The 24,685-nt window shown below is 46.4% G+C and carries 25 protein-coding genes and 1 pseudogene; 16 read left to right on the top strand and 10 right to left on the bottom strand.

Features of this window, described 5'->3' with window-relative positions; translation table 11 throughout:
- The first annotated feature begins 162 nt into the window (after nt 1-162).
- The 7 genes from ABDB98_RS15640 to ABDB98_RS15610 all read left to right on the top strand — a co-directional run bounded on the left by ABDB98_RS15640 (nt 163) and on the right by ABDB98_RS15610 (nt 6,094).
- Nucleotides 163-1,431, top strand: coding sequence for an MFS transporter (locus tag ABDB98_RS15640; RefSeq protein ID WP_438420616.1), 1,269 nt, complete (start codon nt 163-165; stop codon nt 1,429-1,431).
- Nucleotides 1,432-1,598: 167 nt separating this feature from the next.
- On the top strand, nt 1,599-1,979 hold the full coding sequence (locus ABDB98_RS15635; protein ID WP_438420615.1) for a protein liaI: 381 nt from the start codon (nt 1,599-1,601) through the stop codon (nt 1,977-1,979).
- A 13-nt stretch (nt 1,980-1,992) separates the two neighbouring features.
- The gene (gene liaH, locus ABDB98_RS15630; RefSeq protein WP_047477575.1) at nt 1,993-2,670 is read left to right on the top strand and encodes a stress responsive protein LiaH; all 678 of its coding nucleotides are present in this window, start codon (nt 1,993-1,995) and stop codon (nt 2,668-2,670) included.
- 105 nt (nt 2,671-2,775) lie between these two features.
- Nucleotides 2,776-3,645, top strand: a complete 870-nt coding sequence (gene liaG / locus ABDB98_RS15625) for a LiaG family protein (RefSeq protein WP_438420614.1) — start codon at nt 2,776-2,778, stop codon at nt 3,643-3,645.
- A 28-nt stretch (nt 3,646-3,673) separates the two neighbouring features.
- Nucleotides 3,674-4,405 (top strand): cell wall-active antibiotics response protein LiaF, encoded by a 732-nt coding sequence (gene liaF, locus ABDB98_RS15620; protein ID WP_438420613.1) that lies wholly within the window; start codon nt 3,674-3,676, stop codon nt 4,403-4,405.
- On the top strand, nt 4,402-5,484 hold the full coding sequence (gene liaS, locus ABDB98_RS15615) for a two-component system sensor histidine kinase LiaS (RefSeq protein ID WP_438420612.1): 1,083 nt from the start codon (nt 4,402-4,404) through the stop codon (nt 5,482-5,484). Before liaF ends, liaS begins: the two co-directional genes overlap by 4 nt.
- On the top strand, nt 5,462-6,094 hold the full coding sequence (locus tag ABDB98_RS15610; protein ID WP_016937973.1) for a response regulator transcription factor: 633 nt from the start codon (nt 5,462-5,464) through the stop codon (nt 6,092-6,094). The genes liaS and ABDB98_RS15610 overlap by 23 nt, the downstream gene beginning before the upstream one ends.
- 43 nt (nt 6,095-6,137) lie before the next feature.
- Here ABDB98_RS15610 and ABDB98_RS15605 read toward each other — a convergent pair whose 3' ends face one another.
- The 3 genes from ABDB98_RS15605 to ABDB98_RS15595 are packed head-to-tail and all read right to left on the bottom strand — an operon-like array spanning nt 6,138 to nt 9,764.
- The gene (locus ABDB98_RS15605) at nt 6,138-7,250 is read right to left on the bottom strand and encodes a Ger(x)C family spore germination protein (RefSeq protein ID WP_438420611.1); all 1,113 of its coding nucleotides are present in this window, start codon (nt 7,248-7,250) and stop codon (nt 6,138-6,140) included.
- Nucleotides 7,247-8,347 carry a spore germination protein gene (locus ABDB98_RS15600; RefSeq protein ID WP_438420610.1) on the bottom strand — a complete coding sequence of 367 codons (1,101 nt, stop codon included), beginning with the start codon at nt 8,345-8,347 and terminating at the stop codon, nt 7,247-7,249. The genes ABDB98_RS15605 and ABDB98_RS15600 overlap by 4 nt, the downstream gene beginning before the upstream one ends.
- Nucleotides 8,322-9,764 (bottom strand): spore germination protein, encoded by a 1,443-nt coding sequence (locus tag ABDB98_RS15595; RefSeq protein ID WP_438422155.1) that lies wholly within the window; start codon nt 9,762-9,764, stop codon nt 8,322-8,324. Before ABDB98_RS15595 ends, ABDB98_RS15600 begins: the two co-directional genes overlap by 26 nt.
- A gap of 116 nt (nt 9,765-9,880) precedes the next feature.
- Between ABDB98_RS15595 and ABDB98_RS15590 the strand changes: the two genes are divergently transcribed.
- Nucleotides 9,881-10,066, top strand: a complete 186-nt coding sequence (locus tag ABDB98_RS15590) for a YvzF family protein (protein ID WP_016937977.1) — start codon at nt 9,881-9,883, stop codon at nt 10,064-10,066.
- A 67-nt stretch (nt 10,067-10,133) separates the two neighbouring features.
- Nucleotides 10,134-11,522 carry a class II fumarate hydratase gene (gene fumC, locus ABDB98_RS15585; protein WP_045925990.1) on the top strand — a complete coding sequence of 463 codons (1,389 nt, stop codon included), beginning with the start codon at nt 10,134-10,136 and terminating at the stop codon, nt 11,520-11,522.
- A 36-nt stretch (nt 11,523-11,558) separates the two neighbouring features.
- Here fumC and ABDB98_RS15580 read toward each other — a convergent pair whose 3' ends face one another.
- Nucleotides 11,559-12,434 carry a TetR/AcrR family transcriptional regulator gene (locus ABDB98_RS15580; RefSeq protein WP_438420609.1) on the bottom strand — a complete coding sequence of 292 codons (876 nt, stop codon included), beginning with the start codon at nt 12,432-12,434 and terminating at the stop codon, nt 11,559-11,561.
- 178 nt (nt 12,435-12,612) lie between these two features.
- Here ABDB98_RS15580 and spxO point away from each other — a divergent pair, with 178 nt between their 5' ends.
- Nucleotides 12,613-12,777, top strand: coding sequence for an anti-adapter protein SpxO (gene spxO / locus ABDB98_RS15575; RefSeq protein WP_101605372.1), 165 nt, complete (start codon nt 12,613-12,615; stop codon nt 12,775-12,777).
- Between the two features lie 27 nt (nt 12,778-12,804).
- Here the strand turns inward: spxO and ABDB98_RS15570 are convergent, their stop codons facing one another.
- Entirely contained in the window at nt 12,805-14,160 is a 1,356-nt protein-coding gene (locus ABDB98_RS15570) for a sensor histidine kinase (protein ID WP_438420608.1), read from the bottom strand.
- Complete coding sequence (locus ABDB98_RS15565) at nt 14,157-14,834, bottom strand: response regulator transcription factor (protein WP_045925993.1); 678 nt, start codon at nt 14,832-14,834, stop codon at nt 14,157-14,159. The genes ABDB98_RS15570 and ABDB98_RS15565 overlap by 4 nt, the downstream gene beginning before the upstream one ends.
- A 275-nt stretch (nt 14,835-15,109) precedes the next feature.
- Here ABDB98_RS15565 and ABDB98_RS15560 point away from each other — a divergent pair, with 275 nt between their 5' ends.
- On the top strand, nt 15,110-16,474 hold the full coding sequence (locus ABDB98_RS15560) for a S1C family serine protease (RefSeq protein ID WP_438420607.1): 1,365 nt from the start codon (nt 15,110-15,112) through the stop codon (nt 16,472-16,474).
- A 46-nt stretch (nt 16,475-16,520) separates the two neighbouring features.
- Here the strand turns inward: ABDB98_RS15560 and ABDB98_RS15555 are convergent, their stop codons facing one another.
- Nucleotides 16,521-16,985, bottom strand: coding sequence for a Dps family protein (locus ABDB98_RS15555; protein WP_016937983.1), 465 nt, complete (start codon nt 16,983-16,985; stop codon nt 16,521-16,523).
- Nucleotides 16,986-17,068: 83 nt separating this feature from the next.
- A complete protein-coding gene (locus tag ABDB98_RS15550; protein ID WP_438420606.1) occupies nt 17,069-17,917 on the bottom strand; it encodes an oxidoreductase in 849 nt (282 codons plus the stop codon).
- A gap of 133 nt (nt 17,918-18,050) precedes the next feature.
- Here ABDB98_RS15550 and ABDB98_RS15545 point away from each other — a divergent pair, with 133 nt between their 5' ends.
- The 4 genes and pseudogenes from ABDB98_RS15545 (at nt 18,051) to ABDB98_RS15530 (ending at nt 21,638) form a co-directional block, all read left to right on the top strand.
- Entirely contained in the window at nt 18,051-19,832 is a 1,782-nt protein-coding gene (locus tag ABDB98_RS15545; protein WP_438420605.1) for a M3 family oligoendopeptidase, read from the top strand.
- Nucleotides 19,833-19,950: 118 nt separating this feature from the next.
- Nucleotides 19,951-20,388, top strand: a complete 438-nt coding sequence (locus ABDB98_RS15540) for a YusW family protein (RefSeq protein ID WP_327814515.1) — start codon at nt 19,951-19,953, stop codon at nt 20,386-20,388.
- A 155-nt stretch (nt 20,389-20,543) separates the two neighbouring features.
- Entirely contained in the window at nt 20,544-21,368 is an 825-nt protein-coding gene (locus tag ABDB98_RS15535) for an ABC transporter ATP-binding protein (protein WP_016937987.1), read from the top strand.
- A gap of 2 nt (nt 21,369-21,370) precedes the next feature.
- Nucleotides 21,371-21,638, top strand: a pseudogene (locus ABDB98_RS15530) (YusU family protein).
- 190 nt (nt 21,639-21,828) lie between these two features.
- On the opposite strand, the gene ABDB98_RS15525 reads toward ABDB98_RS15530, so the two are convergent.
- Nucleotides 21,829-22,869, bottom strand: coding sequence for a ketopantoate reductase family protein (locus tag ABDB98_RS15525; protein ID WP_438420604.1), 1,041 nt, complete (start codon nt 22,867-22,869; stop codon nt 21,829-21,831).
- A 13-nt stretch (nt 22,870-22,882) separates the two neighbouring features.
- Nucleotides 22,883-23,629: an acetoacetate decarboxylase gene (locus ABDB98_RS15520; RefSeq protein ID WP_012118395.1), complete on the bottom strand. Its 747-nt coding sequence runs from the start codon at nt 23,627-23,629 to the stop codon at nt 22,883-22,885.
- A 139-nt stretch (nt 23,630-23,768) separates the two neighbouring features.
- Between ABDB98_RS15520 and ABDB98_RS15515 the strand changes: the two genes are divergently transcribed.
- Nucleotides 23,769-24,656, top strand: coding sequence for a LysR family transcriptional regulator (locus ABDB98_RS15515; protein WP_438420603.1), 888 nt, complete (start codon nt 23,769-23,771; stop codon nt 24,654-24,656).
- The last annotated feature ends 29 nt before the right edge of the window (nt 24,657-24,685 follow it).

Raw genomic sequence — 24,685 nt, 5'->3', positions numbered from 1 at the left:
TTTTGATTCAGCCGGCGAGAGGAAGCCGGCTGTTTTTAACGGCGATATCCATCAATTGAACCCTTATTGCCAGAAGGAAAATGTATCTTATGCATTATTGACTGAAAAATTAAAAAATGAGATATTATAAGAAACATTGTAAAAAAATGGGGGATTTGATAGATGGATACAAATCATAAGAGCGAGAGCATCTGGAATAAAAATTTCACCTTTCTGTTTATCTCAAGGCTTGTTAAATTGTCGGGAGACGGTTTTGCCTTTAATTCCATTCTCTGGTTTTTGATTTTTGACGGTGAAGGGGCGATCGGCACGGCGCTGTTAATTGCGGTTACGTTCCTTCCGGAGGCGATGCTGGCACCGATTACCGGGCCTTTTATGAAGCAGCATACGCTGAAATTCTGGATGTATTTTTCAGACCTCACGCGCGCGGCGGTCGTGTTAATCATTCCGGTCTGTTATTTTAACGGTTTTTCTCCTTTATGGTTTGTGATGCTTCTCATGATTGTGCATTCAGCCACCGGAGCCGCTTATAATCCTGCATCTATCTCTTTAATCCCCAATATTGTCGGAGAAAACAGCCTGCAGAAAGCGAATGCGGTCATCCAGTCCTCAGGCCAGATCGTCAGGCTTGCCGCCGTTACGCTGAGCGGAGTGTTTTTAACATTTATCAGTCCCGCTTATTCTTTGTTTATCGCACTTATATTCTATCTTCTATCAGGTTTTCTCGTACTCTTTATGTCATACCAAGTTCAGCGTGACAAACAGGATACCGCCGCCGTCAGACAGCGCGGGACGTATTTCGGAAGGCTTAAACGGGGTTTTGTGCTCGTCCGAAAACACCAGATTTTATACCCGCTCGCCATCTATTGTATTTTCATGAACTTTGCGGCCGCTCCGTGGGAGGCGCTTTCCGCCGTTTACGTCGCTGAAGATTTACATATGCCGCCGATCATTTACTCGCTTCTGAAAGCGACAGGAACAGGCGGAGCCTTTTTAATGGGTTTTATTTTGGCTAAGGTGAAGGTGAACAAATACGGTCTCCTGTTTGTGTCAGCGGGAATCATAGAAGGGGCGGCATTTTTCATCACCGGCATCAACACGTTTCTGCCGCTCGTCTTCCTTGCAGCGTTTGCGTTCGGTTCCGCCGTCAGCGCCATAAATGTGCCGGAGTATACCATTATTCAAACGTCTGTGGATCATGATGATCAGCCGCAGGTCTATGCCGTCATCCATATGATCTCCAACATATCCATTCCGCTCGGTGCGGTTCTTTGCGGATATGCGGCTAACGCCTTCGGGCCCGGAAAAGTCATTGCCGCCGGCGGTCTCGTTGAAGTCCTGTCAGGTCTCGGGATATTGTTCTTTACGAAGCTTGCCAAAGCGGAACGCACTGATCTCATCAAGGAAAAAGAAGCGAGCATCAGAATATAGCATTCTTGTAAAACGCCCTGCGCCGTCCGGTGCAGCGGCGTTTTTTTGATGTTAGGGTCGGGGGGCTTATACGACTCCGGTCTGATATGAAAATCAATCTCTGACTCGTTTTGCCGGCCGCGGGATTTGTTTATAGTAAAGACAAGGAAATCGAAAGGAGGATCTGCATGAATATAAATATAAAAACGGCAGGCGGCTTTCTGCTGATTGTGTTCGGACTTTCTGTCTTTTTCGGAGGAGGCCACTTCGCGTTTATCATCCCGCTGGCGATCGGAGGCCTGATGCTTTACTGGGGAATCAAACGTTTTTCAAAAGGCCGGGCGGTGTCCGGTATCATCGCAAGCGTCATCGGAGCTATGATTCTTGTCGGCTCTCTTCCATTTATCGTTGCTATCGGGCTGGCTGGCGCTATGGTGTATTTCGGCTGGAAGATGATGAAGCAGGGCGGCTCAGACACCGCTTCCCGCCAGTATGAACCGGAAGCGTCATCACCGGGCTATCAATCAGGCTTTGACTCTGAATGGGAAGAATTTTTGAAGAAAAAATAAGGAGGAAGACAAAATGGTCTTAAAAAGAATAAGAGATATGTTCGTCGCATCTGTTAACGAAGGGCTTGATAAACTAGAAAATCCGAAAGTTATGCTGAATCAATATGTGCGTGATATGGAAAGTGACATCGCCAAGGCGAAACAAACGATTGTCAAACAGCACACGATCGTCCATCAGTTTAAGAAAAAACAGGAGGACGCCTCCGAAACGGCGGCAAAACGGAAAAACCAGGCTCAGCTTGCCTTTGACGCCGGGGAAGAGGAGCTTGCGAAAAAGGCTCTGACTGAAATGAAATACCTTGAGGGAAAAGCGGCCGAACATGAAAAAGCGTACGAGCAGGCGAAAACACAGCTGGCCGAGCTGAAAGAACAGCTGGAAACCCTGGAAACGCGTCTTCGCGACGTAAAGGATAAAAAACAGGCGCTTATCGCCCGCGCCAACGCGGCAAAAGCGAAGGAACATATGAACGCTTCTTTTGACAAGATTGACAGCGAAAGCGCCTATAGAGAGTTTCTCCGAATGGAAAACCGCATTGAAGAAATGGAAGTCCGCGTCAAATACGGCACTTCGGCTGAGGCGAATACAGAACACAGCCGCTCGCAATATTCGGACGAGGTCGAAGCTGAGCTTGAAAAAATGCGATCGCTTTCTCTGGAAAAAGCAGAGCATCAAAAAGCGGCTCATGAATAATGTGCACAAGGGAAGGTCGGCGCTTTTACGCCTCTTCCCTATACGCACATATCAATTATCCGGCTTTTCCTTTATAATAAAATGAATGAAAAAGGATGGAACGTAATGAAGCGTAAGATTGCCAAAGGGCTGATGGCGGCGTCCGTTCTGATCTGCTGTCTGTTTTTGGTGAAAGAAGTGTTTGCCGGGCGTTTGTTTCTGCTGTACGAAACAGAATCGGTATCGGCAAGCGTGCCGCCTCGTGCCGTCAAAAGCCTGTCCGTTTCGTCGGAACAGACGGATGTGAAAATCATTGCGGAAGAGCGGAATGACATCGCGGCAAACATGACCGGACCGGCGGGGAAAATGTTTGTCCAAAGCAGGGGGAAAACCCTCAATCTCAAAGCGAAGGAGAAAGGATTCCAATTTTTGAATCTCTTTCAGCGTCCTCTGCTGATTGTCCGCATCCCGTATGAGTATCATCAGGACATCACCGTCCAAACATCAGGCGGAAGCATTTCCGTTGACGGAAACAAGGGGCTGTCTCTTGCGCATTTCGGCGTCCGTTCTGTAAGCGGGAACATATCGCTGAAGCATGTGAAGACGGATGTGTTTAAAGCGAAAGGGCTGTCGGGCGATCTCGAAGCAGCCGATCTTGCGGCTAAAACGGCGGAAGTCCGCTCATCCTCAGGACATACCGGGCTTCATCATGTGACGGGAGCCCTTGACGTGAGGGTCGCTTCCGGCAGTGTCGACGCCTCGCTTGAGACGGCGAACGCTCCCGTATCCGTCAGGCTTGCGAGCGGCAGCGCAGCCATCAGCTTGCCGAAAGACGGGAATTTTTCAGTAAACGCCGAAACGGCAAGCGGAAGGATTCAGCCGTCCTATTCCTTTGAGAAAACGAGTAAGGAAGGCGGGACCTTCACCGGCATGAAAGGCAGCGGCGCCAGGCCGATAGATATAAAAGTGACGAGCGGCAATATTGCACTGCAATAGACAAGGAAAGGAGGGGCAAGCAGCTGACATGGCAAAAAAACAGATTCTCGGACTTATCATCGCCTTATTAGGCGTCAGCATGTTTTTACGTATTATCGGCATCGGCGACTTCCTGTTTTGGCCGCTCTTTTTTCTGATTACAGGCTATATTTTTAATAAATACTCCCGCGGCTGGCTCGGCTCCGTCCTGTATATCTTTGCCGCTTTTTTATTTTTGAGAAACCTGTTCAGCGCCACCTTCAGCCTGTTCGGCTATGCCTTCGCCGCCTTTCTCATTTACGCGGGCTACAGGCTCCTGAAAGGAAAGCGCGTATTGGAGCATAAAGAAAAGAAAATCAGCCTTGAAAAAGAAGAGCAGCCAAAGCCTGCCGTCCAGCCGGAAAGCAGACAGCCGGATCTCCGCAGCTTTTTTATCGGCGAGCTGCGGATGATGAAGGACCCGTTTGAGCTGAATGATTTAAATGTTTCCGGGTTTATCGGTGATGTGAAAATTGATCTCTCAAAGGCGATAATACCTGAAGGAGAAAGCACGATGACAATCAGCGGTGTCATCGGCAATGTTGATGTGTACGTCCCGTCTGATATCGAAGTGTCCGTCAGTTCATCAGCTTTTATCGGCGATATGAACCTGCTTGGCTCTAAGAAAAGCGGCATGAGCACGAATCTGCATAAAGTGTCTTCTGAGTACGGCGACTCGCCGCGGCGGATTAAAATATCAATTTCTCTATTCATCGGCGATGTGGATGTGAAGTACTTATGAGGAAAAAATTACTCGCCAATATTCAGTGGCGCGCCATGCGGATGACCGCGGGGCTCAGTCTGCTCCTATGCGCGGTGTTTATTGCGCTGATGCTGCTGTATTACGGGCTTGATCCGATGCTTTTGTTTTCTTCCGGCTGGTTCGGTATTCCGTTTGTGGTCATCCTGCTTTTGGCGTCCCTTTCAGCCGGACTGATTTCCGGTTATGTATACGGCGGCCGTCTGAAAACAAGAATGGATACACTGATTGAAGCGGTTTTGAAGTTTGAAAACGGCAATTTCGCTTATCGGGTGCCGCCGCTCGGTGATGATGAAATCGGTCTGGCGGCAGACCAGCTCAACGAAATGGCCAAGCGGGTCGAGCTGCAGGTCACATCGCTGCAAAAGCTTTCCAACGAGCGGGCGGAATGGCAGGATCAAATGAAAAAATCGGTCATCACTGAAGAACGCCAGCGGCTGGCGCGCGATCTGCACGATGCCGTCAGCCAGCAGCTCTTTGCCATCTCTATGATGACATCCGCCGTCTTAGAGCAGGTGAAAGATGCGGATGACAAAATCGTCAAACGGATTCGCATGGTTGAACATATGGCGGGGGAAGCGCAAAACGAAATGCGGGCGCTGCTATTGCATCTGCGGCCCGTCACCTTAGAAGGAAAAGGCTTGAAAGAAGGGCTGATTGAGCTGTTAAAAGAGTTCAAAGCGAAGCAGCCGCTTGATATTGAGTGGGATATCAGCGACACGGGTGTGTCAAAAGGCGTTGAAGACCATCTGTTCCGAATCGTACAAGAGGCGCTTTCCAACGTTTTCAGGCATTCAAAGGCGACCAAGGTCACTGTCAGACTCGGCGCGAAACATCAAAAACTTCAGCTTAAAGTCATTGATAACGGGGCGGGTTTTACAATGGATCAAGTCAAAGCGTCCTCTTACGGCCTGCATTCCATCAAGGAAAGAGCGAGCGAAATCGGCGGCATAGCGGAAATTATCTCAGTGAAGGGAAAAGGCACGCAGATCGACGTGAAAGTCCCGATTTACCAGAAAACAAAAGGAGAGAACGACAGTGATTCGAGTGTTACTGATTGATGATCATGAAATGGTCAGGATGGGTCTGGCCGCGTTTTTAGAAGCACAGCCGGACATTGAAGTCGCCGGTGAAGCATCAGACGGACAGCAGGGCGTCGATCTGGCCGCCGCGCTTTTGCCGGATGTGATTTTAATGGATCTTGTCATGGACGGCATGGACGGCATCGAAGCCACAAGACAGATCTGCGCCAAACTCGATGACCCGAAAATCATCGTGCTGACGAGCTTTATTGATGACGATAAAGTGTATCCGGTAATCGAAGCGGGAGCGCTCAGCTATTTGCTGAAAACGTCCAAGGCGGCGGAAATAGCCGAAGCCATCAGAGCGGCTGCCAAGGGCGAACCGAAGCTTGAATCGAAGGTGGCGGGAAAAGTGCTGTCAAGGCTGCGCCATTCAGAGAACCAGCTTCCGCATGAAACGCTGACAAAGAGAGAACTGGAAATCCTCTGTCTCGTCGCGGAAGGCAAGACGAATAAAGAGATTGGGGAAGAGCTGTTCATAACGATTAAAACGGTAAAAACCCACATCACGAATATATTGTCAAAGCTTGATGTCAGTGACCGCACGCAGGCCGCCGTATATGCCCACCGCAATCATCTCGTGAAATGATAAAAGGAGAGCGGCGCTATGCACACTCTCCCCGCAGGACAGGTCATTGGGACATTCCTTTTGTTCCGAAATCTCTGACGGCGACTTTGACTTTGTATTCAATATCTGATTCACTGAAATGACGGTCCCAGTCAGAGGCCACCTTTTTCCACTTATCGGGGTAATGAATACGGACCTGATCGCCTAACCCGGTAATATCCACTTTTAAATCATGCTGCAGATAATCGATGAATGCCATGACATCCGAATGGATGGTTCGTTTTACCGTTTTTTGAATTTCATTTATATAGGACTCCCTGAAGGAATCTTCTTTCGGGTTCCAATCCTCAGACAGGCGGCCTTCAACAAACCGGGTGACGATGAACTTGAATTTTCCGTTTTTGTATTGTGTTTTCACATCATATTTGCTTGAAAATATCTCGAAAGATAAAAAATAATTGTCATGCTTTGCAAACGTGACGCCTCCCTTTACCGTGCCTGTGAACAGGTTCATATTCTGGACTTGTAAAGGCGTTAAATCTGCATACCAGAATTTATTTTTTATAATGGTTGCGCCCCAGATTTCCAGCCTGCTGCCCACTTTGCGCACTTGAGGCAGGACAAAGGTCTCGTTCTGGGCGATTTTCTCGGATATATCCCCTAATGTCACAGGCTCCATCATCCGGATGGTGACGGCATTATTTTCCGTTAAGTCATAGATAGTATTTGACGCAGGCTCCCCCTGGTCGCTGACATTGAAAATATCTTTCGTTTTATCCGGCACCGTCATCACATTGCAGCTTCTTCTCGTTCCGTTGTCCCTGACAAACTGGTTCATTAATGCGTCAAACGGGATGTTGTCCTTTAACAGCGCTTCGGAAAACAGCATGATGCGCAAGTGCTGGGAGAAAGCGGGGTGATTTTTTAACGATGCCGTCCTTAAGGCTTGGTGAACGGTTTCCCCGGAAGTGGAAGTCACCTTTGTCGGATTGCTTGATGTCGACTGCTGGGAACTTGCTTTTTGCGGGATCAGAATCTGCTGCGTCACTTCCACGTTTTCTTCCTCAGGTTTATCGAGCCCGACTCCGATAACGAGGCTCAAGTCTTCTATATTACGGCTGTCCCAGCACCCCGTCAAAAGCAATGAGCAAAGAAAGATTACGATGTATTTCTTCATTGCGCTTTTTTCACCTTCCTTTTCACAGCGACGACTGCAAACATCAGTAAAGGCAGCAAAAAGAAACCTAAGAAGATATAGCCGAGAATATCACTGAACATCATCAGCTTGTTCGCGTCCTTTGGCATCAATGACCCCAAGAATGTCGCAATCCCTACGAAGATGATGCCTTTTTTCTGCTTCAGCCCGAAAATTTTATTGAGGCCGGATGTCGCGAAATATCCGTACGATACATAGGTGGCGAAAAATTGGATAATCCAGACAACAAGCAGAAAGGACTCGAACCGTTCGATAAAAAGCCCTTTGATTTCAAATGATTGAAAGAGCGCGATCGTGGGCCAGATCATAGTTTTGACATCCTGGGTGGTTAAGGCGCCGACGACGAGCACGTAGGTAATGATGTATAAAATAATCGGGATGCCAAAGCCAATGGCCGACGTGCGGAACATGTGCTGTTTATTTTTAAGGTACTCTGGGAGAAACAGCATAATTTCAATGCCCAAGAAGGAAACAGAAACGACGGTCAAAGAGGCCATAACGGGAGAAAATCCCTGGCCGAGCACCGGCCGCAGGTTGTCTATATTAAATATTTTAAAGCTGAAGGAAAACACCATCAGCAAAATAATAATCGTAATCATTAAATAGAAAGGAAAGAGCCTGCCGATATCACTCATGCCGCCGATAATCAAATAAACGGAACAGGCAATAAAGATAAACAGCATGACCGGCACGGGCGTTTTTTCCAATAAAAAGAACTTGACCATTTCCGCCATCGCACGGGCTTCGAAGCTGGCGACTCCTATAAAATAGAGGCAGATCACCAGGTTGACGATATTGCCCGCCCATTTCCCGAGACCTTCATTCATATAATCAAAAAACGATTCATACTGATGCTTTTTCATAATGAGCGTATTGAGATAAATCAAAAAGATAAAGATGACGCCTTCCAGACATAATGCGATCCAGCCGTCCGGCGAATTTGCCCTTGCTGACAGCGACCGCGGCATGGTGAGGAGCCCCGCCCCGAGCATCGTGTTGGCAATCAATGCCGTCCCTTGATAGCTTGTAAGTTTATTGTGAGTTGTTTTCTGGCTCATTTACGTTTTTCGCCTCTTTTGGTTGATTTTTAATAGGGAGACGGAGAATGGAGTCGCTTGCGTTTTTTAAGCTGAAAAACCCATTCGGCGAGAAATACGGAGAACCGAAGCTTCGCTGTCTCGATAAATGGGTGTATATCGCCAGCATAAATAAAATCATGCCGTACAGCCCGAATGCTGCCGCAGCAAACATTGAAATGAAACGGAGCACACGGAATGAAAGCCCCATTCCGTACTGCGGCACCGTAAATGAAGCGAGCGCGACAATGCTGACCACGATGACCATGATGGAGCTGACAATATTCGCTTCAACAGCCGCCTGGCCGATGACGACTCCGCCCACCAATCCGATCGTCTGGCCGAGCGGGTTAGGGAGCCTCAAACCCGCTTCTCTCAGCAGTTCTATCGTAATTTCCATCACCATTGCTTCAATGATGGGCGGGAAGGGAACGTTTTCTCTGTTCGCCGAGATAGTGACTGCAAGCGGCGTCGGCAGAAGCCCTTGGTGAAACGAGACGAGGGCGATATAAATGGCTGAAAAAAACAGCGTGATAAAAATAGACGTAAACCGCAGCGCCCGAATGAGCGAGGCGGAAATCCACCGTTCATAATAATCGTCGGGAGACTGCATTAAAATGCCTAAAGAAGCCGGAACCACCAGCGCAAACGGTGAGTTGTCGACAAGGATGGCGACGCGGCCGTTAAACAAGGCGGAGGAGACTTTATCAGGCCGTTCCGTATTTTGTATTTGCGGAAACGGCGAATACTTATTATCCTCAATAAGCTCTTCAAGCGTCCCGGAATCCTGAATGTCGTCCAGCTTCACTTCGCTGAGGCGTTTTAAAACATCGCTGACGACAGACGGGTCAGCCTCATCATCTATGTACATGACAGTGGCGTATTTTAACTTGCTTTCTCCGAGCGGAACCTTTTTCGTTTTCAGCTTCGGATGGTTCGTCCGCTGCCTGATCATGGCGACGTTTGTATCAGAATCCTCTATGAAAGCGACCTTAGGCCCTCTTACAACCTTTTCGGAGGTAGGTTCTGTCACGCTTCTTTTTTCTCTTTTTCCCGTGGAAAGAATGTATACGTTATCAAGGCCGTTAATAAACACGGCGCATTTCCCCCGCAGAATGGAAGTGACGGCTTCTTTCGCCGCAGTGACGGGACGGGCGTCAATCTGATCAAGACGCTTCGTCACTGCCTCCAGCGTCAGGGTGTCTTCTCCCTGCAGCAGCGTTTCAATCGCTTCTTTTATTTTGTCTTCATCGTTCATTTCACTCAGATACATATAATAAAAAACAAGCCCGTTCGGAAGCATCTTTTTATTTTGAACCAGGTCATCGTTCGGCTCTAGGTGGGGCAGCACCATAGCCAGGTTTATGTGTATGTATTCCTTGAATTCCGATTGCGCCATCAACTGTCACCCGCCTTCCATTCCTTAATTGAGGTTATCTTTTCCTGTTAAAAAAATGATATACTATGATAAAGTAATTAATGGTACAAGTTTTTTTATGAAAGCGGAGGAGAGATGTGGCACAAGTCAGACTGGCAGGAAATGCCGAAGAAATAGAGCAGCTTATCAAATCATTTGAAGCGCATTACGAAGTAGCTTACACGTCAAAGGAATACCGAAAAACAAATCCGAAGTACAAATACTCTAAGGATTCACGCGTCTATCTTGAGCTGAAATTAAAAACGGCCAAGACCGAAAAATAAAAAGGGTTTCATCGGTTACTGGCGAATAATACTCAGGGTGAAGCAACTGTTATGGAGGGATACATAAATGGACTACAGAATTGAAAAAGACACCATGGGAGAAGTTAAAGTTCCGGCAGATAAATTTTGGGGCGCTCAGACACAGCGCAGCAAAGAGAACTTCAAAATCGGTTCAGAAAAAATGCCTCAGCGTGTTGTGAAGGCGTTTGCAATTTTAAAAAGAAGCACGGCGATCGCTAACGAACGCCTCGGCAATTTAGAGTCTGAAAAAGCACAGGCGATTGCCGCTGTATGTGATGACGTATTAAACGGCAAATACGACGATAACTTTCCGCTCGTTGTCTGGCAGACGGGAAGCGGCACACAAAGCAACATGAATATGAACGAAGTGGTGGCCAACCGCGCGACTGCTTTATTGAAAGAAAAAAATTCTGATCTGAAGATTCATCCGAATGATGACGTCAACCGCAGCCAAAGCTCAAACGATACATTCCCGACGGCGATGCACGTTGCGGCGGTCCTTGCCGTATATGAGCAACTCGTTCCGGCTCTTGATCAGCTGCGCGCGACACTTGACGAAAAAGCGAAAGCGTATCAAGACATTGTGAAAATCGGACGCACGCATTTGCAGGACGCGACTCCGCTGACACTCGGACAGGAAATCAGCGGCTGGGTATACATGCTTGACCGTTCGAAAGAAATGATTCTTGAGTCAACGGAAAAAATCCGCGCGCTTGCGATCGGCGGCACGGCAGTCGGTACGGGAATCAACGCCCACCCGCAGTTCGGTGAGTTCGTCGCGGAAGAAATCACAAAAGTAACGGGGCAGACATTCAAAAGCTCGCCTAACAAATTCCATGCGCTGACAAGCCATGATGAAATCACTCACGTTCACGGCGCGTTAAAAGCATTGGCTGCCGACCTGATGAAGATTGCCAACGATGTCAGATGGCTGGCAAGCGGCCCGCGCTGCGGAATCGGCGAAATCGTCATTCCTGAAAATGAGCCGGGAAGCTCCATCATGCCGGGCAAAGTCAACCCGACGCAAAGTGAGGCGCTGACAATGATCGCCGCGCAAGTGATGGGAAATGACGCGACAATCGGATTTGCGGCCAGCCAAGGAAACTTCGAGCTGAACGTCTTCAAGCCGGTTATCATTTATAACTTCCTGCAGACAGTGCAGCTTCTCAGTGACGGAATGAATTCCTTCCATGACAAATGCGCTGTCGGTATTGAGCCGAACCAGGAAACCATTCAGGAAAACCTTTCTAACTCATTAATGCTTGTCACGGCGCTTAACCCGCACATCGGTTATGAAAACGCCGCAAAAATCGCCAAGCTTGCCCATAAAGAAGGCCTGACGCTGAAAGAAGCGGCATTACAGCTGAACCTTCTGACAGAAGAACAATTTAATGAAATGGTGCGTCCGGAAGATATGGTGCACCCGAAAGCATAAACAGAAAGAACGGCTGCAGTCATTGCGGCCGTTCTTCTAAATAAACTGCTGTTTCAGTAAAAATCTGAGCTGTTCTGCATCATCAGCCAGCAGGTCGGATTCCTTCAAATTTAGAATCATTCCTTTGATGATTGCCGGTTTCGGCGACTTTTTCTTCATTTCCGCTTCAAGAATATCCAAGCTCTCGGTGTATTCAGATGCTTGCGGCTTGTCCATCGTGCTGATATGCGCACGGAGGGTCTGCAAGATTGATTGGCTTAAAGGATCGGGCTTCCCGTTATGAAGGGGCCCAAACAGTGAGCTTGCCTCATCAAGAGAAATTAACGCTTCATCATGTCTGTCCGCCATTCCGTTTACGATGTCATCAATTCTGTGAATCACGGTATTTGCGAGAAGCGCAGGCTGTACAGACCGGCCGGTCAGAATGAGATATTCAAGATACATCTGACTGATACCTTCTATTAAAAAACAAAGCTCGGCGGTGTATGGTTCGGCTTTTTCTCCGTAAATAGCAAGAAGACTGTCGATATGAAACTGCAGGATCGACCGGCGGATTCTCTTTCCGCACTGCGCCACTTCTTCGGTATAAGGAAGTGAACCGTCTTTCATCTGCACGGTAATAAAATCTTTATGGGCGAGAATCGATTCATAAAACACTGCAAGCTGTTTTTGATAAGCGGCTCTCGGGCTGTCACCCTCCGTTTGGATCGTCGTGATTCGGGTAAACGTCTTATCATAGTAGTAATTCAGCATGGACAGAAGCAGTGCTTCTTTGGAAGGAAAGTGAAGATAAAAAGCGCCTTTTGAGATTTTGCATTCATCGGCGATTTCCTGAACCGATGTTGATTTGTACCCTTTTCGGGCAAATAGTTTAATTGCTGCTTCAATAATCAGCTTTTCTTTTTCCTTCAATGGTTCCACCCTTTCGGAGCCAGGAGGCTGGCTTGTGCTTCACGTGTGTGACTATATGGTCATATTGATATTCTGTAAATTTAACCTGATTGTAACTTGTTTTTTTGTTTTGTTTTATTTATATTATATAGTGAGCTGACCGAATGGTCAAAGTTCTGGCGAAAGGGTGAATCTGAAAATGAAAGAATTAGATGAAATGATCAGCCGCTTGCGAAACAGAGGAATTAAAGTCGAAAAGGTGAAATATCCGAAAAAGACTATTTGTGAAAAGAAATGGGTTCATCAATGCCGAAAACCGCTGAAAACAAACTACAGAGATTTTAACGGCTACTCCTTCACATAAAAAAAGACTGCAATGAAACACTACAGTCTACTTTGGTATGATAATCCGATAGATTACACCCGATTGGTCATTTTCAATTGAAATTGATGCTTTATGCAGGGTTAAAATCCGTTTTACGATGCTGAGTCCTATGCCGAACTCGCCTTTCTTCCCTTTATTAAAAGGCTCGTACAAGCTGGATAGCATCTCATCCTCAATCGGAGGCCCGTCATTTTTAACCGTCATGACAATCTGCTGCTGATTTTGGCTGATCCGAATGTGAATCGCCGTTTCCGCATAGCGGATTTGATTTTCAAGAATGTTTTCGAGGAGCTTGCCCCATTGTTCCGGATCACCGGGCATCATCAATACATCTTCTGTTTCAACGGTCCACGATAATTCCTTCCGGGCCCATTTGAGCCGCTCAATGACTTCTTCCGTGACTTTCACAAGGTCAAATGTCTCATGGTGCACCCGCTGCTTCATTAAATAATCAAGCTTCGTTAAATATAATAAATCCTTAATTTTCTTCTCAAGCTTTTCTGCTTCGCCTTCAATGACATCAATTGTGTTTTTCAGGTCCCCCTTAGGAAAAATCCCGTCCTTTATGGATTGAGTATAGCCCCTTATCACCATGACAGGCGTTTTTAAATCATGAGAGATATTTTGCAGGAGCGTTCTTTCCGTTTCATCCTTTTGCACCAGCTTGCTCCGCATGTCTTCAATGGTGTGGCCTAATTTTCCGATTTCATCTTTTCTGTCGACAATGACCGGATCATCCCAGTCCTGTTCGGAAATCCGTTTGACATGCTTCTCTAAGGAGACGAGCGGGCGCGAGAGATATTTGGCAAGCCAAATCGCCGGAATCCAGCTTAACAAAATCACGCCGGCAATGATAAAGAGCAGCTGCTTGAACAGGGTGTATGACAGATCATCACGGTAAGAATCAAGCGCATATGACAGCATCATCGCATCCTGACCGTTAACGGTGAGGCCTTTTTTAATGACGAAAAAAACTTTTTCCCCGCCGATGTCCGCGCTGTATCGTTTCGTGACGCTGTGCTGGCGGCCCGCGAGCTTGTACACCTTATGGATAAAGGAAGAAGAAAAGTAGTTTAAATCTTTGTCGCTTGCCGATTCCTCCCGCTCCGGCAAAAGAACGTGCTGAACGGATCGGAAAGTCGTCGGAGCGGTCGCGTCCTCACTGTAATATCCCCGCTCGATCGACCCGGGCAGCCGGTACTCTGTCAGCACATGCTGTTCATTTTCAATGGTCGTGTACGTTTCATCCGTGAAAAAATCCCGCAGCGTATTTGAGAACAGCACGAGCAGCAGAATCGAGATGGCTAAAAGGATACCCGAGATGACCACCCAAATTTGAAAAGCAAGCGGCTTATTTTTCATGACGTCATCATCCTGTAGCCGAATCCGTAAATGGTTTCAACCTTTAAGCCGGGCATTTTTTTCCGCAGCCTCCGCACAAGATCATCGACCACCCGGTCAGTGCCGAAATAGTCATGGCCCCATATTTTCAGCAGGATATCTTCCCTGGAAAAGGGGTGTCCTTTATGGTGAAGAAATAAAAGCAGCAGATCAAATTCCTTAGACGTCAAATTGACCAGGCTGCCGGTTTCATCATAAACCTCTCTGGCATCTTCGATCACATTGTAGGAGGAAACGGTGAGGCCGGTTTTTTTGGGAGCGGGCTGTTCTTTATATACAAGCTCCAGCAGTTTCTGAACCCGTATAATGAGCTCTCTCGGCAAAAAAGGCTTGGCGATATAATCATTGCTTCCAAGCTCTAACCCGAGAACTCTGTCAATATCGGCATCCCGGGCGGAAATGAAAATGACCGGCACATCAGGATCTTTTTCTTTTATTTCTTTTATCAATGTATAGCCGTCCGTATCCGGCAGCATGATGTCAAGAATCCACAAATGGGGAGACGGCTGCATCTGCTTTCTGGCTTCTTCGCCTTTTGTGAAAGATGTAATGTTCCAGCCTTCATTCTCTAAATATTTTGTGAGCAGTTCATTCAGGTTATCCTCATCTTCAACTAGATAAATGGTGTATGACAAGGCAGTTCACATCCTTTCAACGTCATTATACTAGTTTTAACACACTCAGGCCGCATTTTCATAATTTCACATATTCTTTTCATTTTTATCCCACAATGTTTGTTTATGATATGTATAAGGGAAGAAAGGAAGAAAAAAAGCGGGGAAGATAACATGTTCAAACACATTTTGTTTTGGAGCTTTGCTTTTCTCCTTATTATTGGGACAATAGAACTTGTACATGCGATGAATATGTAATGAATAGAATGAGAACCACTGAAGGAGTGTGCGTGAATATGAACGATCAGCGAGATGACGGCATCAGCCGCGATCAGTCAGATCTTTCACATACGGAGCAAAACGGCAATGAACAGCAGCGGATCAGCCATCAGGAGCCTGAGCTGCTCGAAGGCCCCGTCTCGAAAGAAGCGGAAAAAGAGACGGCTGCCGGTACGGAATTTGAAAAAACGGCTGCCGTGAAAAAAGAAAAAAAACGGAGAGCCGCTTGGCTGAGCCCGATTTTAGGCGGCATTATCGGCGGAGGCCTCGTGCTTGGCATTGTGCCGAATCTGCCGGGTGAGCAGCATAAGGCAGAATCTGTTTCTGATACGGCGAAACAAGTTCAGTCTGCGAATTTTACGTCAACGCCTTTGAAAAATACCTCAAGTGTGGCGGATATGGTAGAAGATTTGGAGCCTGCGATTGTCGGAGTGTCCAACTACCAAGCTTCGCAAAGCAGCCAATTCGGACTTGACGGCGGTTCAAGCTCTGAAACGGAGAGCGGCACGGGGTCAGGCGTCATTTTCAAAAAAGACGGCCAAAAAGCGTACATCATCACAAACAACCATGTCGTAGAAGGAGCAAACAAGCTGTCGGTCACTCTTTATAACGGGAAAACCGAAACGGCAAAGCTTGTCGGAAAGGATGCCATCAGTGACCTGGCCGTACTGGAAATCAGCTCGTCCAATGTCAAAAAAGCGGCCAGCTTCGGCGATTCTTCACAGCTGCGCATTGCCGATAAGGTAATCGCCATTGGCAACCCGCTCGGCCAGCAGTTTTCCGGCACCGTCACACAAGGTGTGATCAGCGGGCTGAACAGAACGGTAGACGCCGACACATCCCAAGGCACGGTGGAAATGAACGTGATTCAGACGGATGCGGCAATTAATCCCGGTAACAGCGGCGGGCCGTTAATCAATTCCAGCGGCCAGGTTATCGGAATCAACAGTATGAAAGTCAGTGAAAACGGCGTGGAATCACTTGGCTTCGCCATTCCGAGCAACGATGTGGAACCGATTGTCGACCAGCTGCTTGCAAAAGGAAAAGTCGAGCGTCCGTTTTTAGGCGTGCAGATGATTGATATGTCGCAAGTGCCGGAAACCTATCAGGAAAACACACTCGGATTGTTCGGCGACCAGCTGTCTAAGGGCGTTTACGTAAAAGAAGTACAGTCCGGCTCACCGGCTGCGAAAGCGGGCATCAAATCAAATGACGTCATTGTAAAATTGAACGGCAAAGATGTCAGCAGCAGCGCCGATATCAGACAGATTCTGTATAACCAGCTGAAAATCGGCGATAAAACGACTGTTCAAGTTCTCAGAGGCGGCAGCAGCAAGACGCTGAACATCACATTAACGAAACAAACTGAAAGCGCAAGCTGAACGCATAAAAAAAGCTGAACCTCCGCCTGAGGTTCAGCTTTTTTCCTCATTCTCCTAAGTAGGCTGACAGCATCCACACATGCTTGTCCGCTTCTTCAACTAATCCGACAAACAAATCGGCTGTTGACGGGTCATTTTGTTCCTCGGCGATGCCGATGACAAATTTTGATTCGCGGCTGATCTGTTTGTAGTCCTGAACGAGTGATTCCACCATTTCAGAAGCCGTCTTTTCCTGGCCTTCATCCGTAATGGAAGCTTGTTCAAGGTAGCTGTGAAAAGTCGCCGCGGGCTGTCCGCCGATGGCCAGAAGACGCTCTGCGATGGCATCTGCCGTTTCCGCCGCTTCGTTATACAGTTCTTCAAACTTTTCATGCAGCGTAAAGAAATGAGGGCCTTTTACATACCAATGGAAGCGGTGCAGTTTAGAGTAAAGGATAAACCAGTTTGATAATTGGGTGTTCATTGATTTCTCAACTAGATTTTCAGTTTTTTTCGCGTTTTGTGTATTCATATTTATCGTCCTCCCTGTGATCTGTTAATTTAATTATATCACGTATCAAATAAAAATCAATACTAAATTATAATAATTATAATTTAAGTTTCTTTGAACAGCTTTTTCTTTATCATCGATTCCCAGACGGGCCAAGAGAAGAGTGAGCGGCAAGCCAATGTCAGCTTAATGCCCCTGCCGATCGGATACCGCAGTTTCTTCAGGCGTTTCGTCTGTGCCAATTGATAAATCAGCTCCGCCACGTCATTGGGATCGCCGCTTTTGGATGCGCTCGCTTTGAAGTAAGCTTCAATTTGCTGATAATAGCGGTAATAGGGCGAATCTTTGCCGGGTGCCGTAAGATGATTGGAGAGAGACGTCTCCCAGATAGACGTTTTATAGGAGCCCGGTTCTATTAAAGCGGCATCGATCCCTAAAGGCAAAAGCTCGAGACGCAGACACTCTGTAAACCCTTCAATCGCGAATTTGGAAGAAGTGTACGGAGAAAGAGCAGGAAAGGCGGTCAGTCCGCTGATGCTGCTGATATTGATGATTTTCGCTCCGCCGTGTTTTCTCATATAAGGGAGCACGATTTTTGTGACATGAATCAGGCCGAATACATTCGTGTCAAACTGCTGTCTGTAATGTTCCATCGGCACATCGGCAATAAATCCCCCGTACGCAGTGCCGGCGTTGTTCACAAGCACATCAACCGGTCCGAAACCGCTGATGGTGTTGCCGAAGTCAGGCACCGACTGCTCATTTGTCACATCTAAAGAAGCGATCGTAATATGACCGGATACACCCGCTTGGGCGGCGGCCTCTTTCAATGTTTCAGCTTTCTCCGGCTGTCTCGCTGTTGCGATGACATGATAAGACCGGGCGAGCTTCAGCGCTGTCAGCAGACCGAATCCGCTCGTCGCGCCGGTTACAATGGCAATTTTTCTGTTCAACTCATATTCCTCCCCGTTTGTTCTTATATGTTAGTGTATAACATTTAGCGGTGAGAAAGAGAAATCGTTCGGAAATATGTCAGAATTGTTTTATAATGGAATCAGTTTCGGACAGAAAGGGGTAATGAAAAAGATGGCATTAGAGGGATTGAAGGAAACATGGGATTTAAACTCCATTTTTGAGGGCGGGAGCAGGTCGGAAGATTTTCAGCAATACATACAAAAGCTTAAACAGCAGCTCAGCGCTTTTCAAAAAGAGGCAGAGGCGTTTACAGTTCCGTCTCATGCTGATGAAGGCCAAGAGCTGATTCATCTGATTGATCGGTATGAGCGGTCGGCGATCATGATCAGACAGGCGGGAGCGTTCGTCGGCTGTCTTCAGGCTCAGAACACTGATGATCAGAAAGCGAATGAGTGGAGGGGGCGGATCAATCAGCTGAGCAGTGATTTTAAATCCGCTCTGGTCACGCTTGATGATACACTTGCCCGGATTGACGAGCGGGTGTGGGAGGAACTGCTGCAAAAACCGGAACTTCAGGACCTCACATACGTTTTAAATGAAAGAAGAGACCGGATCAGAGAAAAGCTCAGCGCTTCAGAAGAGAGACTGATTGAAGGTCTGGCCGTTGACGGCTATCACGCATGGGGCGACCTGTATAATGCGGCTGTCGGAAGAATGAAGATTCCGTTTGAGGATAAAGAGCTGTCGGTCGGCCAGGCGGAAAACATGATGGCGCATCCGGATCGCGGCACCAGGCGGCAAGTATTTAAAGAGCTTAACGAAGCCTGGAAGGGAGAAAAGGAGCTGTTTGGCAGCACGCTGAATCACCTGGCCGGCTTCCGAACGGAAATGTATAAAGCGCGGGGCTGGAAAAGCGCCTTGGAAGAGCCGCTTGCGATCAACCGGATGAAAAAAGAAACACTGGATGTCATGTGGCAGGTCATTACCGATCATAAAAAGCCCTTTGCCGAATACCTGAATCGAAAGGCGTCCCTTTTAGGGCTTGAGCGCCTGAATTGGTATGATGTGAACGCGCCGATCAGTGAGGCGCCGAAAAAATACACATATGATGAAGCGGCCAATCTGATCGTTACTCAATTTTCCACATTTGGCAAAAAACTGTCCGCATTTACGGAAAAAGCGTTCCGCGATCGGTGGATTGAAGCGGAAGACCGCAGCGGCAAACGGGTCGGCGGTTTCTGCACCAGCTTTCCCGACAGCGGAGAATCCCGGATTTTCATGACATTTTCAGGAAGCGCTTCAAATGTATCGACGCTGGCCCATGAGCTTGGACACGCGTTTCACCAGGAGGCCATGCTTCAAGTGCGGCAGCTGAACAGAGCCTACGCCATGAATGTCGCTGAAACAGCCTCGACCTTTGCGGAAATGATCGTCGCCGACGCCGCGTTGAAACAAGCGGAGGCAAAAGAAGAAAAGCTGTTCCTGCTTGAAGATAAAATTCAAAGAAGCGTAGCCATGTTTATGAACATCCATGCGAGATTTTTATTTGAAACGCGGTTTTATGAAGAGCGGAAGCATGGTGTCGTTCCGGCTGATAAATTGAATGAACTGATGGAAGCGGCGCAGAAAGAAGCGTTTTGCGATTCATTAGGGGAATACCACCCGTATTTCTGGGCGTCAAAACTTCATTTTCATATTACGGGAGTGCCGTTCTACAATTTTCCGTACACGTTCGGTTATTTATTTTCGCTTGGAATATACGCAAGAGCTCTTCGGGAGAAAGCGGATTTTGAAGAAAAATATATCGCGCTTTTGCGTGACACGGCTTCGATGACCGTTGAGGATTTGGCGATGAAGCACCTTGGAGCGGATCTGACGGAACGATCGTTTTGGGAAGACGCGGTCCGCCTTGCGGTACGGGATGTGCAGGAATTTTTAGAGCTGACTGAATGATGATATAGAGGAACCGGCCGGAGCGATAAACAGCTCCGGTTCTTTTTTGTTCGATGAATGACAGCCGCCTCCCTTGGAAATACCTAAAAACGATCGGAATGGAATGGGAGTGAATCGCATGAAATGGATCAGGACGGCGGGCGTTTTATGTCTGACGCTGATGCTGATTGCCGGCTGCCGATTGAATGAAGAAAAACGGGAAGCGGAACAAGACAGCACGCCCGTATCATCCGCGAAGCCGGTTCCTTACAGCAGCTTTTCCCTTCGCGTCAACTACGGAGCCGGAGAGCATAACCGCTATGAAGGTTTGTATGAAAGAAAAGGCGGTCGTGAAAAGGCGGACATCCAGGACAAGCTTTCAGGAGTTCACAGAGAGGGCGAGGAAGCGCTTGATGAAATGAAGATGATCCTCGGAGAACTTGCCGTAAACAGCGGGATGCAAGAAGGCGAAGTCGTCAGGCAGGTGCTCTCTGCTTTTAATTTAGACAGCCATTATGACCATTTTTATTTGAAACTGAAAAAAAGCGACGGAGAAATGACGGAAATCAAAAAATAACCGCTGCCAGCTGTTTTTTTGCCCAAAACTAATTGATAATGATATTCAGAGTCATTAATTTCTGTTACAATATAATCATGATCTCACGTTGAATGTTTAGGCAATTTGTTTATATACATAGTGTTGGGAAATACAAAAAAGGAGCGGTTAGCGGTATGAGTGCAATTTCTACAGAGACGCTGAGCTTAGGGTACGGAGAGACTGTTATCATTGACGAGTTGGATGTAGCGATTCCAAAAGGCGAAATCACTGTATTGATCGGAAGCAACGGCTGCGGAAAATCCACGCTTTTACGTTCATTGGCGCGGCTGATGAAACCGAGAGGCGGTTCTGTGCTTTTGGAAGGAAAAGCCATCGCTAAGCTTCCGACGAAGGAAGTGGCAAGAGAACTGGCTATCTTGCCGCAGAGCCCGTCAGCTCCCGAAGGCCTGACCGTGCATCAGCTTGTAAAGCAGGGGAGATACCCTTATCAAAGCTGGCTGAAGCAATGGTCCAAAGAGGACGAAGACGCAGTGGCAAAAGCGCTGAAGGCGACGAAGCTTGAGGAAATGGCCGACCGTACGGTGGATTCTTTGTCAGGCGGACAGCGCCAGCGCGCGTGGATTGCGATGACACTCGCCCAGGATACGGATATCATTCTGCTTGACGAGCCGACAACCTATCTCGACATGACGCATCAAATTGAAATACTTGATTTGCTGTTTGAATTAAATGAAAAAGAAAAACGGACCATCGTCATGGTGCTGCACGACCTTAATCTCGCATGCCGCTATGCTCATTATCTTGTCGCCATTAAGGATAAACAGATTTACGCGGAGGGCCGTCCCGAAGAAGTCATCACTTGTGAGCTTGTGCAGCAGGTATTTGCAATGAACTGCCAAGTAACGCAGGACCCGCTGTTCGGTACGCCGCTTTGCATTCCGCACGGGCGCGGGAGATGCATCGTGCAGGAAGCGGCTCTCACCGCCCGATTGTCATAATCATGAAAAAGGGAAGGGAACGGTATGGAAGAGAAACTGCGGCAGCAGCTGGACGGCCTGCTTGAAAAATACACGGAACTATTGCTTGGCGAAACAAATCCGGAACTAAAGGAAGAAGTCAGGCAATGGATTTTGTATACACATATCGCAAAAAGCATGCCTCCGCTCGTAAAGCATTGGAACCAATCCTACCCGGACGCCAAAGAGGGCATCAAAGCCGCGGTACAGCACATTAAACAGCTCAATGAAGAGCACAGAAAAAAACAATAAAAAGCTTCCGGCATCAAAGAGAGGTGCCGGAAGCTTTTTTTTGCTGAAAAGGAATCAATAAAGGCGCCGTTCAATTCATAGCGAAGAACTTTAATTAACTAACGCACCCGTTTGTTTACGTACATTCTTCCGCTTGTTGAACCAAGAAAAAAGGACCGCCGCAGCAATCCCTTTCTCTCTTTCCTATATATCACATTTCCTTTCGGATACTTAATAACTCTTCAAATGCTTTTATATTTGTATCAAAATTGGGCACTGTTTGAGATTCCTCGGCACATTTGACTTGTGCTACAACCAAATCATTAAAAGGTGTGGAAATTCCAGTACCTTCTGCCATTTTGGGAATAACTCCATTAATATAATCAATTTCAGTTTTACGTTTCTTCTCAAGATCCTGTAGCATACTTGCTCTTAGCAGCCTAGATGGTTCCATGGCTGCCCTGAATGTTTGGATACGTTCAGGAATATCATTTTCGCTTCTTAATTCCAAAGATTCTAAATCAAGGCCGCCCATTTTCGCAAATTTGACACCATTGGCGTGTCCAACCTTAATCGTCTCATCTGCGATATGAACTGCACTAGCAACACCGATTTCATGGTCAAGAATGTCTCCGTATTCTCCGTCTAATGCTGCCGATAAACCACTGAATGCATTATTGATGAGTAATTTTGACCATTTCGTTCCAACTAAATTATCGGAAATATGTGTTCCGCCGATAAGGTCTAAAACCGATTTAATACGCTGGATTCTTTCTGTTGTTTCACCATTTAATTCTCCAATTTGAAAAGCGTACTCTTTAAATTGAGTATACTCAGTTGTAAGTCTGGATACGCCTGGTTCAATAAACGTAGCACCAAATTCAACAGAACCCGCAATAACACGTTCATCACCAACGATCGAAGCAACTTTCTGTTCAGGTATACCGTTTTGCAAGGAACATACAACACTGTCATCCTTTAAAAAAGGCAGTAACTCTTTAAGAATGGAGTCATTATATAATTGTTTCGTTAGAAGTAATATTAAATCATACTGGCCTGACTTGTTTTCAGGGGTAATGGCTTTCACCTTTGCTTGGAATTCCGTTGTACCAACTACTTTAGCACCTATTTGATTTAGAGTATCTACATGTTCTTTGTATGAATCAATCAATTCGACATCCATTCCGCCAGCAGACAGATATGCTCCCACTATGGTTCCTAAAGAACCTGCTCCTAAAATTGCAATTCTCATTGTATACGTCTCCTTATTTTTCCTCTAAGTAGTTATAAACCGGCTGAGCAGCATTCAAGGTTAAATCTGTAAGGATATGAGATGCTGAAACGACTTCTAATACAGGCAAATCTGCAAGAGGTGCTAAAGCATGTTCAAATAATTGAAGCCGCGCGGGTCCAGTCCAGGCACCTTTAACTTCTATATTCGTTATTTGCGTTCGCACCAAATCACAAACCCTTAAATCACCATTGTAATCAGTAGCAATCTTAACCATAAAATTAGGTCGGCAAATTTCCCTTTTCGCTTTTTCCTTGTCCATTTCGAAATGTTTATATCCCATAGTGGCAGTTGCCACGCGAAGACTGCCATAATCCAGTGTGCCGACAAGAGTATCAGAGTCTATATACAGCTTAGGGGCACCCAATTTCTTTGGATATGCAGTAAGTTCCCGTCCGCTTGCAATAGCTGGAAAATTGTCTACGTACATAGAATGTACATAATCCCCTTCTTCACCATTAAAGCTGACAGGGATGACCTGTCCTGCCTCTGTATAGGCACCAAGTCCGGAAACATCGGGCATCCACATCACTTCGAATTTCACTAAAGGTTCAGTAATTTCAAGAGGCTCTGGCACTGCCGCCCGTAAAGCTTTTTCATCCGTTCGGTAAATAATATTTAAATATTCACGGTTAACAAATTTATAATTTGGGATAGGATAAGCAGGAGCCGTTAGCGGCGTATTTAAATTTTTTGCTATATCTTTCACATCAATTTTCATTGAATGACACCCTTTCCTTTTCTTTTTTATGTTTTTTCAATTTAACTATGCTATTATCTTACATCCGCATTTACATTTAATCTAATACATAATAAGGTATATGTATATTTATTGAAATAAATAAGGGAGATGCAGACAGATGGAATTGCTGCAGCTAAAATACTTTCAGACAGTTGCCTATACTGAGCATATTTCTAAAGCAGCAGAACAATTAAAGATTGCCCAGCCTTCTTTAAGTCTTACTATAAAAAGACTTGAGAATGAACTGGGAACAGCCTTGTTTGAGAGAAAAGGCAGAAATATTAAGCTGAGTTCATCAGGGGAAATTCTTTTAAAACATGTAAACAGGATTTTTACTGAAATTGAAAATGCACAAACGGAAATTCAATTGGAGGAACATCAAATTTCTGACACCATAAGAATATCTATTTCCAATCCAAGATTCCTTGCAGGACTGATGAGTGAATATATCAACCGCTCTCCTCAATCAAAAATTCTCCAAGCAATCGGAGTTAAAAGCGAGATCATAACAAGTTTAAAAAAAGGGGACATTGATTTAGGAATAACAGGTCATCCGATTCAAGATGAAGAGATAGAGAGTTGTGTGCTGGTAAATGAAGATATTGTTCTGGCTTTACCCTCAAACCACCGATTTACGGGTAAAACAGAAATTTCTTTACGTCTTGTCGCCGATGAACCATTTATTACTCTTGCTAATAATGAGGAGTATAGAGGTTTTACAACCTCGCTTTGTGAGAAAGCTGGTTTCACCCCAAATATTGCATTTGAGGCGGATTCTCATTTACTGGTCGAGATTATAAAGCTGGATCGAGGTGTTGCGTTGCTTCCTATTTCAGTTTGCAGAACATTGGGGCTGAATTTTATAAAAGTGACTGATAACTCTGCTTCATATCCAGTCGGTTTATCTTGGATGAGACATAAGCTGTTATCTTCTTCGGTAAGAAATTTTCGTGACTTTATTATGTCGTACTATAAAGATAACGATGAAATGTTTAAGGTTTATTAAAGGATTTCATCACTATTTTTTGAATGTTT

Source organism: Bacillus siamensis, from assembly GCF_051628075.1.
Lineage (GTDB): Bacteria > Bacillota > Bacilli > Bacillales > Bacillaceae > Bacillus > Bacillus siamensis.
The sequence above is the reverse complement of the archived record's forward strand: the minus strand, read 5'-3'. Positions and strand labels throughout refer to the sequence as shown.

Bases quoted from the DNA above. Each gene is read 5' to 3' on its own strand.
- ABDB98_RS15640 (WP_438420616.1), top strand. From the start codon at position 163: ATGGATACAAATCATAAGAGCGAGAGCATCTGGAATAAAAATTTCACC.
- ABDB98_RS15635 (WP_438420615.1), top strand. From the start codon at position 1,599: ATGAATATAAATATAAAAACGGCAGGCGGCTTTCTGCTGATTGTGTTC.
- liaH (WP_047477575.1), top strand. From the start codon at position 1,993: ATGGTCTTAAAAAGAATAAGAGATATGTTCGTCGCATCTGTTAACGAA.
- liaG (WP_438420614.1), top strand. From the start codon at position 2,776: ATGAAGCGTAAGATTGCCAAAGGGCTGATGGCGGCGTCCGTTCTGATC.
- liaF (WP_438420613.1), top strand. From the start codon at position 3,674: ATGGCAAAAAAACAGATTCTCGGACTTATCATCGCCTTATTAGGCGTC.
- liaS (WP_438420612.1), top strand. From the start codon at position 4,402: ATGAGGAAAAAATTACTCGCCAATATTCAGTGGCGCGCCATGCGGATG.
- ABDB98_RS15605 (WP_438420611.1), bottom strand. From the start codon at position 7,250: ATGAAGAAATACATCGTAATCTTTCTTTGCTCATTGCTTTTGACGGGG.
- ABDB98_RS15600 (WP_438420610.1), bottom strand. From the start codon at position 8,347: ATGAGCCAGAAAACAACTCACAATAAACTTACAAGCTATCAAGGGACG.
- ABDB98_RS15595 (WP_438422155.1), bottom strand. From the start codon at position 9,764: ATGGCGCAATCGGAATTCAAGGAATACATACACATAAACCTGGCTATG.
- fumC (WP_045925990.1), top strand. From the start codon at position 10,134: ATGGACTACAGAATTGAAAAAGACACCATGGGAGAAGTTAAAGTTCCG.
- spxO (WP_101605372.1), top strand. From the start codon at position 12,613: ATGAAAGAATTAGATGAAATGATCAGCCGCTTGCGAAACAGAGGAATT.
- ABDB98_RS15570 (WP_438420608.1), bottom strand. From the start codon at position 14,160: ATGAAAAATAAGCCGCTTGCTTTTCAAATTTGGGTGGTCATCTCGGGT.
- ABDB98_RS15560 (WP_438420607.1), top strand. From the start codon at position 15,110: ATGAACGATCAGCGAGATGACGGCATCAGCCGCGATCAGTCAGATCTT.
- ABDB98_RS15555 (WP_016937983.1), bottom strand. From the start codon at position 16,985: ATGAATACACAAAACGCGAAAAAAACTGAAAATCTAGTTGAGAAATCA.
- ABDB98_RS15545 (WP_438420605.1), top strand. From the start codon at position 18,051: ATGGCATTAGAGGGATTGAAGGAAACATGGGATTTAAACTCCATTTTT.
- ABDB98_RS15540 (WP_327814515.1), top strand. From the start codon at position 19,951: ATGAAATGGATCAGGACGGCGGGCGTTTTATGTCTGACGCTGATGCTG.
- ABDB98_RS15535 (WP_016937987.1), top strand. From the start codon at position 20,544: ATGAGTGCAATTTCTACAGAGACGCTGAGCTTAGGGTACGGAGAGACT.
- ABDB98_RS15525 (WP_438420604.1), bottom strand. From the start codon at position 22,869: ATGAGAATTGCAATTTTAGGAGCAGGTTCTTTAGGAACCATAGTGGGA.
- ABDB98_RS15520 (WP_012118395.1), bottom strand. From the start codon at position 23,629: ATGAAAATTGATGTGAAAGATATAGCAAAAAATTTAAATACGCCGCTA.
- ABDB98_RS15515 (WP_438420603.1), top strand. From the start codon at position 23,769: ATGGAATTGCTGCAGCTAAAATACTTTCAGACAGTTGCCTATACTGAG.